The following is a 16,677-nucleotide window of genomic DNA, read 5'->3' on the forward strand; positions in this document are numbered from 1 at the left end:
AAAAGTAATGTTCAATGAAAGTTAATTCAATACTATTTGTAATACTAATTGTAATGTCTGTTTCAGGCATAGCTCAAGAAAGTGCTTACTATTCTGTGGGATTTGGAAAAACGGATATAACTTATGATCGTGAATCCGTTGGTATGTTCGGATATGGTGATTATAGTCATAGAACGACACTACCTAATGTCTTTTCATCTAGGATTTATAGTCGCGCCATGATTTGGGGATTGGAAAACAGCAATGAAAAAGTGATTATTGTACATGCTGATTTAGGAGCAATTTCAAACCCTATACATCACTTGGTGACTAAAAAAATTCGAGAAAACTTGTTTCCAGAGTTCAATCCATCGAACTTGATTATCTCGGCTACGCATACCCATTGTGCACCTGCGGGATTATACTACTATCCTTCATATTCTGTAACCGCTCCTGGAATCAATCCAGAGCTATTACAGTTTACCGTAGGCCAAATGTATAAATCCATTAAAATTGCGGTAGACAATCAAGAATTGTGCACCGTGGAAATTAGTAGATGAAGGTTAGGTATTGAGAACTTATGGGGTATTTTTAAAGGCAAATATGATTTAAAATGGAAAGAAAAACTGAATCTAAAGAGTCTTGACTATTAGCTAGGGGAATAAAAATTATTTAAACATGATCGAATCAATATGAAGCCATACATTAGAATTATATTTTTATCATTTTCAGTAATTTTTGCATGTAAAAGTAAAATTGATAATAACTCAAAAATCCAGGTTCCTAAGGGCATGATTTGGGTAGAAAGTAAAACCTTTACACAAGGCGCCAAATCTAGCGATAAATATGCCATGGCCAGAGAAAAACCACTGCACCAAGTGTATGTTGATGGTTTTTATATTGATATTACTGAAGTTACAAACAAACAGTTTAAAGCTTTTGTTGATGAAACCAACTATGTAACAGTTGCTGAAAGACCCATTGAATGGGAAGAAATGAAGAAAGACTTACCAGAAGGCACTCCAAAACCACACGATTCCATTTTACAACCAGGAAGTTTAATCTTCAACAAAAGTATTAATAAAGTTGCTACTATGGGGGATTATTCGCAATGGTGGACATGGAAAATTGGTGCCAACTGGAAGCATCCCGAAGGACCTGAAAGCACCATTGAGGGCAAAGACAATTATCCTGTTGTTCACATTGCTTACGAAGATGCCTTGGCCTATTGCAAATGGGCTAACAGAAGATTACCAACCGAAGCCGAATGGGAAGCAGCAGCTCAAGGTACAGGAACAAATCAAATTTACACATGGGGAAACGACTCTGGAGCTTTAAATCAAAAAGCCAATACATGGCAAGGTGTCTTTCCTATAAAAAATGAGCCTAAAGATGGTTTTGCATTTATTGCTCCTGTTAAATCATATGAACCAAATAGTATAGGATTATACGACATGATGGGCAATGTATGGGAAATAACAAGCGATTTATTTAATGTAAACTATTACAAAGAATTAGACACCTCAAAAATTTTATCAAACCCTAAAGGTGCAGAAAAAGGGTATAGCCCAGACAATCCTTACCAACAAGAACATGTTATGAAAGGTGGTTCTTTTTTATGCAATGCCTCGTATTGCGCCAGTTTCAGGATTTCTGCCAAAATGGGCATGGGCCCTGACTCTAGTTCTGACCATATTGGATTTAGAACTGTGGCCTCTCAAAATATGTTAAAAAAAACAGCAAATAAGCATTAAAGCTAAACCCAAATAAAATTGTGCTTGCTGAATGTTTTCATATTTCATTAGTTTTTATCTAGAATTAACGTGAGTTCGATGCAATCACAACATTATTGAACTCTCGTTAGATTAGGCGTAAAATATATTTTTTATCCCACTAAAACCACCTATAATTCTCTAAAAATAGCTTCTTTTGGGCAATTTAAAATTGCTTCAAAATTCATTTTAACTTTAAAACATTTTGATTTGTTTAAAAAAATTAAACCTTTTTTAAGACCCATTACTAATCAGCTAATTTTTATTAGAACTATTTTTAATATTGCCATAAGAAATAATTTTATCGATAATACAATTTATCCTTTTGCTAATGAAAAAGAAAGAATACGCATTAAAAGTTCTAATCATAAAATAGGATTAACAAAAAAAGAAATTGAAAGAATTGAGCAATTAAATCTTCCTGAATTATCATCAATTTGGCATACTCGTAATGTTTGGCTTATTGCTTTTTATTTTGCTGGAATTAGAATTTCTGATGTTGTCAGATTAAAGTGGTCTGATTTTAAAAACGATAGACTTTACTATATAATGAAAAAAATGAAAAACCTATCAAATCATATTGCTCGTCATAGTTTTGGAAATATTGCTGGAGATTCCATTCACCCACTAATGCTTCAAAAACTATACAGGCATAGTGATTTAAAAACCGTACTTAATTATCAAGCCAATTTTATTCATAGAGATGGAGATGAGGCTTTGGATAGTGTTGTTAATTTTTAAGTTCAAACTTCTTCTAGAAATAATTTTACTTATATAAATCATATTATGACCAATTGTTTAATTTAGAAGTCTAACCAATGGTTAGCTTTAATTGAAAACCCATAGTTTTTAGTATTAAAATCTTCTGGATTATAATTATTAGAAAATACGATGTACAAAAAAGAAAGAGGGCCAAATTCCCATTGCAATCGTGCATTAAATCCTATATTGTTTTTTTGCGTATTTAATTGCATTAAAGTAGTCCATGATAATTTCTTATTAAAAAAAACACTACTTGAAAAATTCAAGGTGTGAAAAGTTTCTTCTCCATATTCCTTGAGATCTATTAAATTTAAATTATAATCAGCGTTTATTTTTGCCCAAGGTTGAAGCCTAAGAGCTGTAATTAATTCAATATTAAAACGAGTGCCATTGTAGAAATTCCCATATAAATATCTGTTTTGAAAAGAAAAAACTTTATTAGGTGAAGATATATATCCACCTCTTGCAAAGACAGAATTATATATAGCTGGGGGCAAAATTTTATCATTGTTAAGAATTTGTGTACTATATTTAAGGTTATTGTGATTGAAAAAAACATTAAAAAAGAAATAACCAAGATCTTTATATCTCCAAATATTAACTAATTCTATTTCTTCTTCACTCATTTTCAAATTTGAATCAAGAAAAGTTGTAAAGCGAATTTTATGTTCATTTTTATCACGAATCAAATTACTTGGTTTATAATTATTATAAATGATTTCTGTATAGTTTTCGATATAATCTTCTCTAATTGTTTCGTCTAGAGCAGCATCAAAATTGTTTAATCGAGGCACAAAACCTACATCAGTAATATAATTTTTCTGTGTATAAGATGTGGTTGTTGACCCCAACCATGAACGGGTTGAATAAGATAAGGCCGCATTTAAATGATTATTTTTTTTCTTTATATCTGGTGAAAAACTTTTTCCATAACCAATTTGTCCTAACCATTTATTATTAGACGAAATGTAGTTTATATTTAAACCAGAAACTCTATTGTAGTTATTTTGAATTTTCGTTTTGCCAAGTTCTTGACGATTTACCAAATAAGCAGTAGTTGTAAGACTCTTAGACAATTTTTGTCTGCCTACTAAAACACTATAATTTTGCCCATTTTTGTCATCTTCTGTTCCAGTTGTTGCACTAAGTGCCCCTACTCTTAAATTAGTAGAAAGATTTCCTGAAAACTTAACCCCATACTGTATTAATGACTCACTGCCAATTATTCTAGAATAAAATGGGTTTACACCTCTAGTTCCAAGATTGTTATATAAATCTCCATTTTCAAGAAAAAAATTTCTTCTTTCTTCATAGCTTATATCAAATCTTGTAAGATTTGTTATTTGGTTATCAAGTTCAATTGTAGAGAAATCAGGGTTTATAGTAGCTTCTAATTTTAATGAAGGGGAAAGATTATATTTTAAATCCCCTCCAACATCAAACTTTTTATTTTGTTCATTAACTTCAAAAGTCTTACCATAATTATAAACCATATATGGTATTGCTGTAAAACGCTTCGATTTGTTTTTAGATAAATCTTTTAAAATCATCTTTTTAGTGAATCTAAGATCATATGAATTATAATTTCTCGGGAATGACGTAAGTGTTCCATGTTGAGGAACTTTGGCATCTACATTAAGAAAATTAAAATTCCAGGTTGATTTATATAAGCTATGTGGTATAGCATTAATTGGAATTGCTATTTCGTATATTCTCAGAGAATCTTTAATTTTGGTTTGAGTTTTCCACTTTGTATTCCAACTAGAATCGATAGAATAATTATCGTTCACAATTGATATTATACCATCTGATTGAACTCCCTTAACATTTACTCCAAAGAAAAAACCAGAATTTTGTTCACCTGTAGGATCGCAAATAATTGCAAAACCGTCTCCCTTTATAAAATCATCATAAATCTCATCTCGTTTTAATGAACTTACTATGTATTTATCAGTATTTTCTTCAACAGTTATCCCAAAGTATATGGTTGTACTATCATGAAAAATTCTAATTGAAATTGGTTTTTCTACACTACCAGTATCCTTAGGAAAATGGTTAAAAAATTGATTAATAGAAAAAGCTTTCCTCCAAGCTGTCTCATCTAATTCACCGTCTATTTTAACCGTGCCATCATTAATTTGTAATACAGAAAAATCACTGTTCTGAGAACATAAATTTTTAATTAGAAAAAAAATAATTATAAAGATTTTTTTATTTATAAATTGGTTTGTATTAAGGATCATTTTATCTAAAAAGTTACCTGTTTAATTTTTGAAGATTTAAAAATATTTGAAAATTAAATTTTCAGATGTTGTTTTATCACTAATAATTTTATTAGGTTTCAGTATGTTCTAATTACTTTGTAGTTTTACACTACTAATAATTTTATCATTATGTCCAATAGAAAAGAAAACTCATCAAATTTTCAAAATGAGTTATATTTATTTAAACGATGTACAATGAACCAATCTGTGAATATCATAAAAAAGAGATGGGTCATTCAAATTTTATTTTCAATTAATAAAGGATGTACAAGGTTTTCTGAATTGAAAAATGATATTGTTTTAGTTTCTGACTACATGCTAGCCAAATGCTTAAAATCTTTATTAAATGAAGAGATTTTGGAAAAACATACTTCAGAAGACAATGAACTAGGTCCGTATTATGAATTCACAAAAAAAGGAGAAGATTTGATGTCTGTATTACTTGAGTTACGTGTTTGGGGGAAAAAATATATAAAAAAAGAAAAGATCAAGATTAATCATTAACTTTTGCTAATCAATTAAAAAACTAAGTTTTTTCAAAATCGGCTTATAGACTCAGAAAAGACCTCTAAAAATTGTGACCGACTTATATATTCTTTTGTGCCTCCCCAAGTGAAACCTCCGGGTTCCTTTAAAACTAAACCCAATATATCATCTGGGAATTGATTAACATACGCAGTAGCTAACATAGCCTCCAAGACTGACCTAATTAAAACCACTTGCTGTAGATCGTTACTCTTATAGTACTCAATAACAGCATGTAAATCATCTATAAAAATTTGAGTTGCGAATTCACTAGAATCATGTCGTTTTGACAATAATTGGGTAATAATAAATAATAATTTGGAGTGAATTTATACTCTAATTAAAAGCAAGGTTTACTTCCCTTTTTAATTTTTAATAAATAGTATATGATTTTATATTTAATCAATAACACCAGACATGAAGTAATTGGCAATAGTCATATTTATATCATCTGGGGTTTGTAACCAGTTTCTAGCTCCATTTGTTAATAAAATGATTGTTACAGTTTCATCGGAGTCAGTTTTCCAATAATGCCGTACAGAAGAAATTCCTGCTCCGCCATGTCCTGTCATCCAAATATTGTTTTTTAGCTTATAAGTTTCCCATCCTAAGCCAAAATATCCAGGTTTTCCATTATTTAATATTACTGGTTTCCATATCGTTGACAGCTTTTCTTTGTTCATTATTTTTTCGTTCAATACATATTGAATCCATTTTGTTAAATCTTCTATATTGATATTAAGCCCTGCAGCAGCATACATGCTTGGAGAATACCCCAACGGAAATAACTCTAATTGCCCATTAACAGTCCTGTAACTTGTAACCCTATTAGGAATGGTCTTCAAAAACCCGCCATATTCAGCACTTGTAAGATCAAACTTTTCAAAATAATTCTCTTTCATATAGGCTTCAAAATTCTGCCCTGAAACCTTTTCAAAAACCATACGAAGAAGTAAAAAACCAGTAGCACAATATCGAGTAGATTCATTTGGTTCAAACACAAAAGGCTTGTCCTTTAATGCTTCAATAACAAATTCATCATTTTCTGGATTTAAAAAAATTTGATAATCAATTTGATCGGGCATACCCGAAGTATGAGACAGTAATTGCTTTATAGTTAAGTTTCTCCATGATAATGGCAAGTCTGTCCTTTCTGGTAGAATTTGTCCGACAGTTTCATTAATGCTTCTATCTTTTGTTTTCAAAAGTTTATTTAAGGCTGTTGAACTAAATAATTTTGATATTGAAGCTACAGGAAAGAGGTTGTCTTGTTTCATGGCAACTTGTAAGTCTAAATTAGAAAGACCAAATGTTTTTTGATGTACTACTTCCTTGTTAAGGAGAATAGCGTAGTTGAGTCCAATAATACCGAGACTATCCATCATCTTATTTACATAAGCATCTGTTTGCTCATAAATTGAGTTTTTGGTTAGGGATTTGGAATTATGTTCAGTTTTGTTTTTACAAGAAGTAAAACTTATAATTATTAATAAGTATAATACTTTTTTCATAGTTTAAAATTTGTTATAATATGAATTGTTAACAAATGGACATTTTTCTATATTTTGATAGTTCATGGTCCATAAGACTGCGGCTATTTTCCAGTTACCATCAACTTTTAACAAGGTCCAGTATTCCTTTCCCCAATTTTGAATTTCATTCTTTTTTTTGAACGTATATTCAAAGCTAATCGTAGCATGGTTATTATCAACATTAATTACTAAATTATAGAAATCTTCTTCGCAGTTGCCTTCCCTTTTGAGATATTCATAAAAGTCCATGAAATTCCCCGAAAAGAAATGTTGATAATCTTCCTTGGTTTTAAGAAACTCTTTTGTCTTTCCTTCATAAACCGATGCCCAAGTGATGGAGTCATGTAAAAACAGATCATAAAACTCTTGTTCTTTTGTTGAATCATAAAAAGATGTTTTAAATATATTTACAACGGAATATAACTTTTGAGTTTCGGAAAAATTCTGTGCTTTTACTTTATGATTGGATATAATTAAGACAAAAAAAATAAAGACTAATTTATATCTTAAATATTTCATTTATTAATTTTTTTAGTTTACAGTTATACATTATTTTGAGAACGATAACAATATTAATATTTATCTAGTTTTTTATTTGTGTTCAAAAGGCAACTACCTTTTTTTAGATTAGAATAATCTTTAATAATTATGTTACTTAGCATGAACTGAAACTTCTTATAAGCAAAAAAACAAAATATTAAGAGGGGATTTTTATGAATCTATGTTTCAAAAATAATTTTTTATGGATTAAGAAAAATTTATTAAACACTAATAAAATTATTAGTGACAGGCACCTTTCTTATTATAATAACGATTATTATGTTTGTATGATTATACAAAGGTTTAGTTTTTAGATTCTAAGACCCAACTAAAAACTAATTTAATTATTAGCAAAATATAGAAGATTGTTACAAAAATAGAAATGCTATTTTTGTACTTAATAAAATTTTTGGTATTTAAAAAATCTCTAAATTACGAAACATAAAGCTTATTTATAATTCATTTTGCTATTTTTTGAATATTGATCTGCTGAAATACAAAAACATATCTGCCTCACTTTACAAGTGTTATAAGGCAACACAAATTATATACTAAACACTAGCACCAACTTAAAGGAATAAAATGAGCAAAGAATCTTTCCTAAGAGAATTTATTAATGAAGTTTGGAATAAAAAGAACTTTAAGAAAATTGAGAAATATATCCATAATGAATACACAATCCACCTTGATCCCGATGACCCTTGGGAAAGGAAAACATTATCCCATTCAGAATTCAGGAATCGTATGGAATTAGGTTCCTTCAAGCCATTTCCTGACATGAAGTTTGATATAACGTCTGCCATAGAGGACGAAAATCACGTGGCAATCACTTGGATTTTAACAGGAACAAATTTGGGACAAATTGGGGAACACCCTCCAACTAAAAAACCCATTAATGCAAAAGGAATGACCATTTATCATTTCAAAGGCCATTTAATAAATGGTCATACTCAAATTTTCGATAGAAAATCAGTTATGAAACAATTAGGATTTATATAAATGAAAACAAAGAAAGAGCTTAAGGACGAATACAAACAAATGGAATTTCATATGGGAGTTTTTCAAATAAAATGCACTGTGAATGAAAAATGTTTGATAGATAATGGTGTAGACATGGAATCAAAGTGGAATCGCCATAAAATGGAACTCAAATTTGGAAACCATAGAAACAAGGATTTGCAAAAAGATTGGAATCAATATGGAGAAGACAAATTCGTATTTGAAGTTTTATCAGAATTGAAGAAAAGTGATGAGGAAAATTTAAACTATAATAAGGAATTAAAAACTCTTCAAGATTTAATAATTGAAGAACTGAAAATTAAAAATGCGTATTAAAAGCAGTTGCTAACGCGGTGTATAAGTAATCGCGAATTAAGAGATAAAAATGGAATATTCAGAAGTAAATAGATTATCTCGATTGGCAGCAATCTTAATTCAATTACAAACTAAACAAATTGTAACTGCTTCTGAGTTATCCCAAAAATTTCAAGTAAGCAAAAGAACAATCTATAGGGATATAAAAGCATTGGAGAAAGCAGGTGTTCCTATCTTGACAGAAGAAGGAAAGGGCTATACTTTAATGGATGGATATAAAATTCCACCTGTTATGTTTACTGAAAAACAAGCCAACGCCTTAATGCTAGCTGAACAGTTGGTGCTTAAAAGCAAAGATGCCTCATTTGTAAAAGATTATTCAGAAGCAATTGATAAAATTAAATCAATCTTAAGATATGCTATCAAAGACAAAGTAAATTTACTGGCTAATAGAACTCAATATAACCAAGTTCTTAATTTAGAAAGAAATAGTAACAATTTATCAGACTTACAATATGCCCTTACCAATTACAACCTTGTCAATATACAGTATACAAACAAAGAAGGTACTATAACAAATAGAATGATAGAGCCATTTGCACTGGTGAGTGCTGAAAATTGGTATTTGATTGCTTGGTGTCGTTTGCGTAAGGAATTTCGATTTTTTCGGTTAGATAGAATTCAAAGTATGGCGATTAAATCTGAAAACTTTAAACCACACAATATGACTTTACAAGAGTATTTTGACAAATACCACTAATTTTTTGTACCCCTTGACATAGGGCTGTCCCTAACCCTATTTACGTTTGCATTAATTATAACTTATAAACAATATAAAAAATGGCAAACGCAATTAACACAAAGTTCAATCCAATTGAATTTCCAAAACCTACAATGATCCAAGTTAATGGTATTGAACTCGAAGTATTTGAAGCAGGTCAAGAAAATGTAGACAAACCTATCGTACTCTGTCACGGCTTTCCAGAGCATGCATTTTCTTGGCGTCATCAAATATCTGCACTTGCAGCAGCAGGCTACCATGTTATAGTCCCAAATCAGAGGGGTTATGGTAACTCATCTCATCCATCCGAAGTAACTGATTATGATATTGAACACTTAACAGGGGATCTCGTAGCGCTTCTGGATTATTATGGATACGAAAAAGCCACCTTTGTTGGTCATGATTGGGGAGCAAATGTGGTTTGGAGCCTGACCCTACTGTACCCAAAACGGGTAAATAAGGTTATAAACTTGGCACTACCCTACCAAGAAAGAGGAAAAAAGCCTTGGATTGAGTTTATGGAAGAAATATTTGGGGAAGATTTTTATTTTGTCCACTTCAATCGACAACCAGGTATTGCAGATGCAATATTGGATAAAAATGTTTCCAAATTCCTTAGAAATTTATTCAGCAAAAATCTCCCAAAAAAAGCACCAGAATCTGGTATGTTAATGATAAATCTAGCCACTAAAGAAGAAACACTCGGTGAACCAATAATGAGTGAGGACGAACTAGACGTTTTTGTTTCTGCATTCGAGTTAAAAGGGTTTACAGGAAGTATCAATTGGTATAGAAATCTTGATCGTAACTGGCATTTATTAGCAAAGGTAGATCCCATTATCCAACAGCCTGCTCTCATGATTTATGGTAATCAAGATATGATCCCTAAGTTTGAGCGACTGTCAGAGTTTGTACCTAAAGTTGAAGTAGTTAGTTTAGAATGTGGACATTGGATCCAGCAAGAGCTTCCAGAAGCAACCAATCAAACAATTTTAAAATGGTTAGAGCAACAAGATAATTATTAGTTTATAAGTTTAGTATACCCTTTAGTTTTTCACTAGACTGTTGTAATACTATAAATAATATCCAAATAAAATATTCTTTTTAGTACTAAGTTAATTATTAGTAAGAAAATATCTATCACTGAAATAACAATTGTTATTTTTGAGGGTATTTTAAAGTTAAGGATAAGACTGTAAACACTATATACAGAACTGTCTTACTAAAATCCATAATGATAGTAATTAATAATAAATTGATATGATAACAAGAGTTATCCAAATAGACATTTGTAAATAAAAAATCATGAGAAAAGTTTTCATCCAATCACTAATTTTAGCACTTTTATTTTCAGGTTGTAGTTCTGATAACAATACACCAATTAATCCTGATGAAGAAATTAACCTACAAGAAGCCAAATTATCAAACTTCCCTTTTGAGGAAATTGATTATGTGGGCATCCAAATTACACAACCCATACTTGATAACAATGAAGAGCTATATGAAGGTGTGATTATTATTACACTACCACATACTATAACATCATTAGCTCTTACGCTCAAATCAGTAAATATAGATACAAGTAAGTTTAATATATTTCCTTCAGTGGGCTCGCAGGAAAATTTCTCTGAAATTGATTATATGAGGTATGAAATTACTTCAAATACTAATCCTGAAATGAGCATTCATTATAATGTTAGAGTAATTATAGCTCCTAATCCTGATGAAGAGAAACTTTCAATTTCTAGTTTTGAGTTATTAGCGAATGATAACTCATCATCTACCAACATTAATTTAATAAAAGAAGCGAAGTCAACACAAATTGCTGATTCTCTTCTAGTTTGTTTATTTCCAACAACTATAGATTTTTCTGACATAAAACCTGTAATAGAATATATAGGTTCAAAAATAGAATATCGAATTAATGGCGAAAATTTCAGTGAATATCCAATAGAGACTGGAAGAAGTATAGATTTTGAATACCCAAATACTGTTGATTTCAAAATTAGCAATTCTACAAATTCAAAGTCAATAGTGTATAGAATAATTGTAGATACACAAAATCCGATTTTTTTTAATCAGGAAGAGGTTGTTATACCTGATTTACAGATGGGGAATACTTATAATGGAATTGGTATAGGTTCTTGGACAAACAAAGGAAATTATCCTATTTCAACGATGGGCCCAAATGAATATACTAATGTAACTACTCCAGTAGCTGGACTAAATAATATCTTCGTTGCTACATTGTCAAAAGATACTGGCGGAAATATAAACCCTGGAGAAGATGGGACTATAAACGTTGTAGTGACTAATACTCCTATAGAAGGTGAATATGAGGCGACAGCAGTGTTTCACCTTAACTTTAATGAAAACTCATGGGAAATTGTTAGTTCTCCAATAGATGATTATGTCAATAATATTGGTTACAATAATGCTGAATTGAATATTAGTGGAAGGATTACCAATTAAAAACTCTGTATGGTAACTAAATAGTTATATGAAGTTATGCGGTTCATATCTAAGTATAACAATTAGGATAGCACCATCTTTAATACCTATATCAATTCATTAGAAATAGAATAAAGGGCCAAATAAGTGTCCATTTTGGTGAAAACAGAAATTAGATATCAATATAAATTCAGAAAAGGAACTGAGGTTTTAGGGGTTTTGCCGTTGAGTGGGAATGATTTAGCAATATTTAAACATCAATTGGGAAACCCTACAGTAAGTGTTTATGGAAATTTTGAGAAAGAAATTAATTTACCAAATCCAACAAAATTTAATAACCTTAACTTTTATATCTCTTTTTTTAAATACAAAAAGGGTTTTGGATTATCGGATTCTTTTGGTAAGATTATTTTATGTGAATCTTTGGAATATAAATTGAAGTCCGTTCAGCTTAAACATCCTTATCCCGATGAAGCAACTCATCCATTACCATTTCTATCCAGTGTCATATATAATGAAGACGACGACACTTTTATTATTGGAGTTGAGGAAGCTACTTCAGTATTCTTCCCTCCAAAATATTGGACTCAAATTAAAATAGGCAACCAAAATATTTTTAAGTTTTTAAAACGAAAAATAGCCATTAAGGAATTAAAAACACTAGATGTAAAAAGATACCCAAAAACCAGTAGAAATTTTTATGATGGAGAATGGCTCAACATTCAATCAATTGGAGCTTATAAAAACAAAACCTTGATTTACACTAATGGTGGGGCTGCTACTCGTAGCAAAAGTGGTCCTGATTTTGAGTTTAGTATATTGAGCGAATTTGATAAAGATTTCAAATTCATTATAAATCATCATTTAGAAAAAGGGAAATTATTTTTTACAGCATCACAAGACTATTTTATTTTACTTCCCCAAAGTAGAAAAAAATTAATCGTTTATAACAAACATAATTTCCAAGTGGACTATGAAGTCTCTTTAACCCCTAAACAAAATCTAGGTATGGCAAAATCAACAGATGTATACTTTGTAAACATGTATGGAAATTATTTATATATAGGAGGTAAAGGTTTTCTTAATATATGCAAATTAAAAAATAAATGATTATCAATCGAAAACATTTATTTGAGGATCTTTAAACCTGAACTTAAGCCATAAAAATAATCAAATGGTTGCCCAAAACTTTAATCATAAATTAATTCTTATAATAATTATGAAAAAACTGATATTAGTTTTATTTATTCTTTCATTATGCAAAAGCAATTCACAAAATATTAAAGAGATTAAATACTCTGATCTAGACATAACTATTTCAGAGGATTCTGCTATGGTTTTTTCAGTAAACAATAAACTATTGAACGGAAAGTATAAAATAATCCACGAAAGATCAACCCACTATGCATTAGGGCGGTTTATTGATGGGCGTGGTGAGGGAAAATCAGAATACTATATTGATGGAATACTTAGAGGAATAAATGAACTACAAAACGGACACCAAAATGGACTTTCAATTACTTATGACAAGAATGGTGAAGTGAATTGGAAAGTTGAAATGTTAAATGGAAAAAAACATGGCATTTGGTGGATTAAAGATGTCGGAAAAGAATATTTCATCATGGATAAAAAAGTTTCCAAAGAGGAATATGAAAATTATGTGCGAATTAACAAGCATAATACTTTTTATTGTCACTAATCATTTAAGTGACAGAAAATCAGAAATATATAAGATGAAATTTAGAAAAGCAACAAAAAATGATATTGTTAAAATTGTGGACATGATTGCAGATGATAACCTAGGGAAAACTAGGGAAAATTTTCAAATACCTTTGCCCATTGAATACCTCAATGCCTTTGAAAATATAGATGCGGACCAAAATCAAGAACTAATTGTAGTTGAAAATGAAACCCATGAAATTATAGGGACATTACAATTATCTTTCATACAATATTTGACATATCAAGGAGGAATAAGGGCACAAATTGAAACCGTAAGAATTAGAAAAGATCAAAGAGGGCGTGGAATAGGAAAAAAAATGTTTGAGTGGGCCATTAATAGAGCCAAAAAACGAAACGCACATCTACTTCAATTAACAACTGATAAAAAAAGACCAGACGCAATTAAATTCTATGAAGCTTTAGGGTTTAAGGCTTCTCATGAAGGAATGAAAATACATTTTTAAAATTAAATGTCGCATAAAATCTGTTTCTAATCATACAATTTATATAATTACATAAAATTTAAAAAAATATGAAAATCGAATCAACCTCTTCAACAGGTAATTTTGAAATTAAAAATAATGATAATAACAGATTGCTAGAGTTAATATATTCTAATTGGTTTTCTAGTAACGCGAAAACAGTATTTAATTCCAATAACATTGAAATTAAGCCAAAAAACATTTGGGCCAGTAAGTTTGATATTATAACAAATGGCAGTGATAAAGGTGATATTTCATTTAATTGGAAAGGAAATATTATTATTAGATTAGAAAACAAAAATAAAACTGATAACCAATTTCTACTCAAAGCTATAGGCTTATGGAAATTAGGTTTCGAACTACTTGATCAAAAAGAGAATAAAATTCTTTTTCTCAAGCCAAACTTTAAATGGACAAAATTTAGTTATGACTACGAAGTCCTATTAGAAGACAATATAGTCCCAAACAATGAAATAATTGAGCTATTAATATACTCTGGTTTTAGTGCAAATTTATATATGACAAGGATGATGGCTGGTTAATAAAATATTATCGCTTTATTGCCATTGAGGGTTTTCAAATTCGACTTTCAATTATAGAGTAAAACAAATTTTTAGCTATTTAGAGTAAGCATAAATTTTGAATGCACTTTAAAAGTATTAATATATAGAAAATGAGGTTAGAAATTGACACAATACATAAATCTGAACATCAGGAAGTGGTTAATGTTTGGGAGGCTTCCGTTAGAGCTACACATCACTTTTTAAAGGAAGAAGATATCCTATATTTCAAACCTTTAATTTTAAATACCTATTTAGATGCAGTAGAATTAAGATGTATAAGGAACAATAAAAATGTAATAATAGGTTTTTTGGGAGTCGCGGACAAAAATTTGGAAATGTTATTTATTCATCCAAAATATAGAGGGGAAAAAATGGGCAAATTTTTGTTGGCATACTCTATTGAAAACATGAATGTCTCCAAAGTTGATGTAAACGAACAGAATGAACAAGCAATAGGATTTTATAAACATTCCGGGTTTAAAGTAATGCGCCGTTCTGAATTGGATTCTTCTGGTAAACCATACCCCATTTTACATATGGAATTAAAAAAATAAATACAGCCAACATTATCTGTAGCCTATCCTATTTTGTAAAAGATAAAATTTCTAAAAAATGCGGCAAATTAAATCATCTTGGATACATATTCTTTTGCTATTTATAATTCCTAATGTAATAAAATAATAGGGCTTCTAGTCAAAAATTGAATAATGTTAAAACAACTATAAACACAATTAATTTGCATCAAACTTTAATCTTTACAGGTAGGCATATTCAGAAAAGGTCTTAAGCCTTGTAAATACTGATAATTATTCGTAAATTGAAGAAACATAAAACCCCGAAAAAGACCGATATGGTACAAAAACGGGGTTTTCTTTTTTCTTGAGCTATGAAAAGACGAAGAATTAGTGACTTTCAGCGAGCATTTTGATGCCTATTATGCCCGGTTTCTAGAGAGTGATCTAGGGAAAATTCATCTTGCAATTCCTTGGGATGACCTGGTCAAGGGTTTTGGTCTAAAAGAATCGGTCAAGGGAGCCAAAATGCTGTTTAGTCCTAGGGGCAGAATAGGCTTAATGTTCTTAAAACATTATTGTTGTCAAAGCGATAAGCGTCTGATCGATCAGCTTAACAGCAACATTGATTATCTGTTTTTCTGTGATATGTACCTAGGTCTTGATCGTATTACCAACACCAAGATCGTCAGTCAGATCAGGGGAGAGCTGGCAGAGAAACTTCAAATGGACAAGCTGCAAATGCTACTGGCCTCTTACTGGTCAGCCCTCCTGAACTCAAAGGGCCAGATCACGGTTGACGCCACTTGCTATGAGAGTGAGCTACGTTACCCAACAGATACTAAATTATTGTGGGAAGCTGTCCATTGGCTCTATAAGGAAATAAAGGGCCTCTGTAAATTCTTGGGTATAAAGATGCCGCGCAGCAAGTATATCAAATGGGCAAAACGTTATACCGGTTACAGCAAAGACCGTTCTAAACGAAAGAAGAAACGGAAGGGTATAACCAGAGGGCTGCTGCGACTACTAAAAAAGTTTATAGCTTTTGAGGAAGAGCTGTCCCGTGATCATCCACAATTGGCCTTTACCGATCACTATCAAAAACGCATTAAAACCATTGGTAAACTTTACACACAACAATACCACTGGTTCTATGATGGAATCCTGCCCAAGGACCGTATCGTCAGCATAGCAAAGGACTATATACGTCCTATAAAACGAGGCAAAGAGGTCAAGCCCATCGAATGGGGAGCAAAGGTCAATAAGCTACAAATTGACAGCATTAGTTTTATCGAGTACCTAAGCTTTGATAATTTTAATGAAGGGACCCGCCTGAAAAATACGGTCTACAAAGCCCAGCAGCTTACCAAAACAAAGGTCAGGGTACTGGGTGGCGATGGTATATACGCTACCAATGCCAACCGAAAGTTCATCACATAGAACAACATTAAGACCGACTTTAAAAGAAAAGGAAAACT

19 protein-coding genes are annotated in these 16,677 nt (G+C 30.8%); 15 read left to right on the plus strand and 4 right to left on the minus strand.

The genetic code is table 11. The annotated features are described in order from the left end of the window. Positions 1-14: 14 nt before the first annotated feature. The 3 genes from PQO00_RS05605 to PQO00_RS05615 all read left to right on the plus strand — a co-directional run bounded on the left by PQO00_RS05605 (position 15) and on the right by PQO00_RS05615 (position 2,492). Positions 15-539 (plus strand): neutral/alkaline non-lysosomal ceramidase N-terminal domain-containing protein, encoded by a 525-nt coding sequence (locus PQO00_RS05605; RefSeq protein WP_274183848.1) that lies wholly within the window; start codon positions 15-17, stop codon positions 537-539. Between the two features lie 132 nt (positions 540-671). Beyond that, a complete protein-coding gene (locus PQO00_RS05610) occupies positions 672-1,733 on the plus strand; it encodes a formylglycine-generating enzyme family protein (protein WP_274183849.1) in 1,062 nt (353 codons plus the stop codon). Positions 1,734-1,961: 228 nt separating this feature from the next. Then, on the plus strand, positions 1,962-2,492 hold the full coding sequence (locus tag PQO00_RS05615; protein ID WP_274183850.1) for a hypothetical protein: 531 nt from the start codon (positions 1,962-1,964) through the stop codon (positions 2,490-2,492). Between the two features lie 62 nt (positions 2,493-2,554). Here PQO00_RS05615 and PQO00_RS05620 read toward each other — a convergent pair whose 3' ends face one another. Next, on the minus strand, positions 2,555-4,756 hold the full coding sequence (locus PQO00_RS05620; protein WP_274183851.1) for a DUF5916 domain-containing protein: 2,202 nt from the start codon (positions 4,754-4,756) through the stop codon (positions 2,555-2,557). Positions 4,757-4,972: 216 nt separating this feature from the next. Here PQO00_RS05620 and PQO00_RS05625 point away from each other — a divergent pair, with 216 nt between their 5' ends. Further along, positions 4,973-5,281, plus strand: a complete 309-nt coding sequence (locus tag PQO00_RS05625; protein ID WP_274183852.1) for a helix-turn-helix domain-containing protein — start codon at positions 4,973-4,975, stop codon at positions 5,279-5,281. 32 nt (positions 5,282-5,313) lie between these two features. Here the strand turns inward: PQO00_RS05625 and PQO00_RS05630 are convergent, their stop codons facing one another. The 3 genes from PQO00_RS05630 to PQO00_RS05640 all read right to left on the minus strand — a co-directional run bounded on the left by PQO00_RS05630 (position 5,314) and on the right by PQO00_RS05640 (position 7,353). Then, complete coding sequence (locus PQO00_RS05630; RefSeq protein WP_274183853.1) at positions 5,314-5,595, minus strand: hypothetical protein; 282 nt, start codon at positions 5,593-5,595, stop codon at positions 5,314-5,316. A gap of 105 nt (positions 5,596-5,700) precedes the next feature. Continuing rightward, a complete protein-coding gene (locus tag PQO00_RS05635; protein ID WP_274183854.1) occupies positions 5,701-6,813 on the minus strand; it encodes a serine hydrolase in 1,113 nt (370 codons plus the stop codon). Between the two features lie 3 nt (positions 6,814-6,816). Beyond that, positions 6,817-7,353 (minus strand): hypothetical protein, encoded by a 537-nt coding sequence (locus tag PQO00_RS05640; RefSeq protein ID WP_274183855.1) that lies wholly within the window; start codon positions 7,351-7,353, stop codon positions 6,817-6,819. Between the two features lie 603 nt (positions 7,354-7,956). Here PQO00_RS05640 and PQO00_RS05645 point away from each other — a divergent pair. The 11 genes from PQO00_RS05645 (at position 7,957) to PQO00_RS05695 (ending at position 16,639) form a co-directional block, all read left to right on the plus strand. Then, on the plus strand, positions 7,957-8,373 hold the full coding sequence (locus PQO00_RS05645; RefSeq protein WP_274183856.1) for an ester cyclase: 417 nt from the start codon (positions 7,957-7,959) through the stop codon (positions 8,371-8,373). Further along, a complete protein-coding gene (locus PQO00_RS05650) occupies positions 8,374-8,709 on the plus strand; it encodes a GIY-YIG nuclease family protein (RefSeq protein ID WP_274183857.1) in 336 nt (111 codons plus the stop codon). A gap of 49 nt (positions 8,710-8,758) precedes the next feature. After that, complete coding sequence (locus PQO00_RS05655) at positions 8,759-9,448, plus strand: YafY family protein (RefSeq protein WP_274183858.1); 690 nt, start codon at positions 8,759-8,761, stop codon at positions 9,446-9,448. An 80-nt stretch (positions 9,449-9,528) separates the two neighbouring features. After that, the gene (locus PQO00_RS05660) at positions 9,529-10,494 is read left to right on the plus strand and encodes an alpha/beta fold hydrolase (RefSeq protein WP_274183859.1); all 966 of its coding nucleotides are present in this window, start codon (positions 9,529-9,531) and stop codon (positions 10,492-10,494) included. Positions 10,495-10,774: 280 nt separating this feature from the next. After that, a complete protein-coding gene (locus PQO00_RS05665) occupies positions 10,775-11,941 on the plus strand; it encodes a hypothetical protein (protein WP_274183860.1) in 1,167 nt (388 codons plus the stop codon). Between the two features lie 138 nt (positions 11,942-12,079). Then, on the plus strand, positions 12,080-13,030 hold the full coding sequence (locus tag PQO00_RS05670; protein ID WP_274183861.1) for a hypothetical protein: 951 nt from the start codon (positions 12,080-12,082) through the stop codon (positions 13,028-13,030). Between the two features lie 109 nt (positions 13,031-13,139). Continuing rightward, positions 13,140-13,619, plus strand: a complete 480-nt coding sequence (locus PQO00_RS05675; protein WP_274183862.1) for a toxin-antitoxin system YwqK family antitoxin — start codon at positions 13,140-13,142, stop codon at positions 13,617-13,619. Between the two features lie 34 nt (positions 13,620-13,653). Next, the gene (locus PQO00_RS05680) at positions 13,654-14,106 is read left to right on the plus strand and encodes a GNAT family N-acetyltransferase (protein ID WP_274183863.1); all 453 of its coding nucleotides are present in this window, start codon (positions 13,654-13,656) and stop codon (positions 14,104-14,106) included. Between the two features lie 68 nt (positions 14,107-14,174). Then, on the plus strand, positions 14,175-14,666 hold the full coding sequence (locus tag PQO00_RS05685; RefSeq protein ID WP_274183864.1) for an aminotransferase: 492 nt from the start codon (positions 14,175-14,177) through the stop codon (positions 14,664-14,666). A gap of 131 nt (positions 14,667-14,797) precedes the next feature. After that, positions 14,798-15,241, plus strand: coding sequence for a GNAT family N-acetyltransferase (locus PQO00_RS05690; RefSeq protein ID WP_274183865.1), 444 nt, complete (start codon positions 14,798-14,800; stop codon positions 15,239-15,241). Positions 15,242-15,592: 351 nt separating this feature from the next. Next, positions 15,593-16,639: a DDE transposase gene (locus PQO00_RS05695; RefSeq protein WP_274183866.1), complete on the plus strand. Its 1,047-nt coding sequence runs from the start codon at positions 15,593-15,595 to the stop codon at positions 16,637-16,639. Positions 16,640-16,677: the final 38 nt, after the last annotated feature.

The sequence above is a fragment of the Flavivirga sp. 57AJ16 genome (assembly GCF_028736925.1).
Taxonomy (GTDB): domain Bacteria; phylum Bacteroidota; class Bacteroidia; order Flavobacteriales; family Flavobacteriaceae; genus Flavivirga.